Consider the following 2,123-nt stretch of genomic DNA (forward strand, 5'->3'; position numbering starts at 1 on the left):
CGCGGTACTGGCTGCGCGCCACGACTTCCTGGCCGGGGTAGCAGCCCTTCTTGAAGTTCACGCCGCCCACGATCTCGAAATTCACCATCTGCGGCACAAAGGCTTCGGCCGTGGCAGCGACGATGCGCACCACGCCGCTTTGCACTTCCAGCCAGCGCCAGGCATCAGCCGACGAGGGCGCCAGTCCGGTGGGTGCCGAAACCGCGGGCCCAGCCCAGAGGCAACGTGGCACGCCGTCTACGTCCGGCAGTCGCACAGCCTGGCCATCAGCCATCGCCGCAACGCCCCAGGCCTGGGGCGGCAATGCGTTGCCCAGCCAAGCGCTGGCTGCGTCGCCTGCCAGGCCCCACAGCGGCAACTCGGCCGAGGCATTGCTGAGCTGGCACTTGGCGCGCAGCACGAACATGGACAGCCGCTTGAGCGTAGGCGCCAGCAGGTCGGCACTGCAGGCCAGCAGCCATTCATCGGGCGCGGCGCGCCAGGCCACGAAGCTGGCCATCAGGCGGCCCTTGGCGGAGCAGTAACCAGCGAGGCGGGCCTGGTCGGCTCCGGCCAGCGCCAAGTCGTTGGTCAACTGCCCCTGCAGAAAACTCAGCGCGTCGGCTCCCCGGGCCCGGATCAGGCCCCAGTCGGCCAGTGGCAGCGCACCGCCCGTGCGAAGCGAGGCAGGCAGGGCCGCAGCGGCGGCGGGGCTTGTTTCAGAGGGGGGCGAAGCAGCAACAGTCATGCAGACGATTATCATGCGCGCCCATGCCAGAGCAAGCGCCAGGGTTTGCGCCTCACCCATGAAACTGATGAAGAAGTTGCTGGCGCTGCTGCTGTTGGCCGGCTTGGCCGCCGCCGGGGCCGCCTGGTGGTGGACCGAGCAGCCGCTGCCCTTGCGCGGCACGCGGGTCGAGCTGTCGATAGAGCCCGGCACCTCGCCGCGCGAAGTGGCCGAGCAATGGGTGCAGGCCGGTGTGGACGTGCCCGCCGAGTTGCTCTACCAATGGTTCCGCTGGTCCGGCCAGTCGCGCAAGATTCGCGCGGGCAGCTACGAGATCGAGGCTGGGGTCAGCCCGAAAGCGCTGCTGGACAAGATGGTGCGCGGCGAGCAGGTGCTTGAGCTGTTGCGCATCATCGATGGCTGGAACCTGCGCCAGGTGCGTGAGGCCGTGGCCAAGGCGCCCGGGCTGCGCAATACGCTGGCCAGCATGAGCGACGCGCAGGCCGCGGCCGCGCTGGGCTTGTCCGAGAACACGCCCGAAGGCTGGCTGTTCCCCGACTCGTATGCCTACAGCAAGGGCGTGAGCGACATCACGGTGCTCAAGCGCGCCCGCGCCGCGATGCAGCAGCGCCTGGCCCAGGCCTGGGAACAGCGGGCACCGGACTCGCCGTTGAAGTCCCCCGCTGAGCTGCTGGTGCTGGCGTCGGTGGTCGAAAAGGAAACCGGCCAGGCGGGCGACCGAGGGCTGGTCGCCGGTGTGTTCAACAACCGGCTGCGCATCGGCATGCCGTTGCAGTCCGACCCGACCGTGATCTACGGCCTGGGCGCCAGCTTCGACGGCAACCTGCGCAAGGCCGACCTGCTGGCCGACACGCCCTGGAACACCTACACCCGCCGTGGCCTGCCGCCCACGCCCATCGCCATGCCCGGCGCCCGTGCCTTGCTGACCGCCGCCAAGCCCGACAAGACCGACGCGCTGTACTTCGTTGCCCGAGGCGATGGCAGCAGCGTCTTCAGCGGCAGCCTGGCCGACCATAATCGGGCGGTGAACCAGTTTCAGCGAGGCGGCAGCCGGTGACTTCTTCAGGCGCGTTTTTCATCAGCTTCGAAGGCATTGACGGCGCCGGCAAGTCTTCCCACATCGAAGCCGTGCACGAGGCCTTGCAGCAACGTGGCCACCGCGTGCTGCTGACCCGCGAGCCCGGCGGCACCGAGCTGGCCGAGCAGTTGCGTGCGCTGTTCCTGCACCAGTCGATGGATGCGCTGACCGAGGCCTTGCTGGTCTTCGCCGCTCGGCGCGATCATTTGTGCCAGCGCATCCTGCCGGCGCTCTCGCGCGGCGAAACCGTGTTGTGCGACCGCTTCACCGATGCCACCTTCGCCTACCAGGGCGCCGGCCGCGGCTTTGACCTGGCGG

Annotated in this window: 3 protein-coding genes; 2 read left to right on the forward strand and 1 reads right to left on the reverse strand. The window is 68.9% G+C overall.

Annotated elements, in window-relative coordinates:
* Positions 1 to 574, reverse strand: a 574-nt coding sequence (ygfZ, locus tag FKP22_RS28150) for a CAF17-like 4Fe-4S cluster assembly/insertion protein YgfZ (RefSeq protein ID WP_375140626.1), incomplete at its 3' end; no start/stop codon positions are given.
* Positions 575 to 785: 211 nt separating this feature from the next.
* Between ygfZ and mltG the strand changes: the two genes are divergently transcribed.
* Both mltG and tmk read left to right on the forward strand, forming a co-directional pair.
* The gene (gene mltG, locus FKP22_RS28155) at positions 786 to 1,784 is read left to right on the forward strand and encodes an endolytic transglycosylase MltG (RefSeq protein WP_141291371.1); all 999 of its coding nucleotides are present in this window, start codon (positions 786 to 788) and stop codon (positions 1,782 to 1,784) included.
* A partial coding sequence (gene tmk / locus FKP22_RS28160; protein WP_141291373.1) for a dTMP kinase occupies positions 1,781 to 2,123 on the forward strand: 343 nt, incomplete at its 3' end. The genes mltG and tmk, both read left to right, overlap by 4 nt.

This window comes from Ideonella azotifigens (assembly GCF_006519715.1).
Taxonomy (GTDB): domain Bacteria; phylum Pseudomonadota; class Gammaproteobacteria; order Burkholderiales; family Burkholderiaceae_C; genus Ideonella; species Ideonella azotifigens.

Coding starts and splice junctions, on each gene's coding strand:
- mltG (WP_141291371.1), top strand. CDS start 786: ATGAAACTGATGAAGAAGTTGCTGGCGCTGCTGCTGTTGGCCGGCTTG.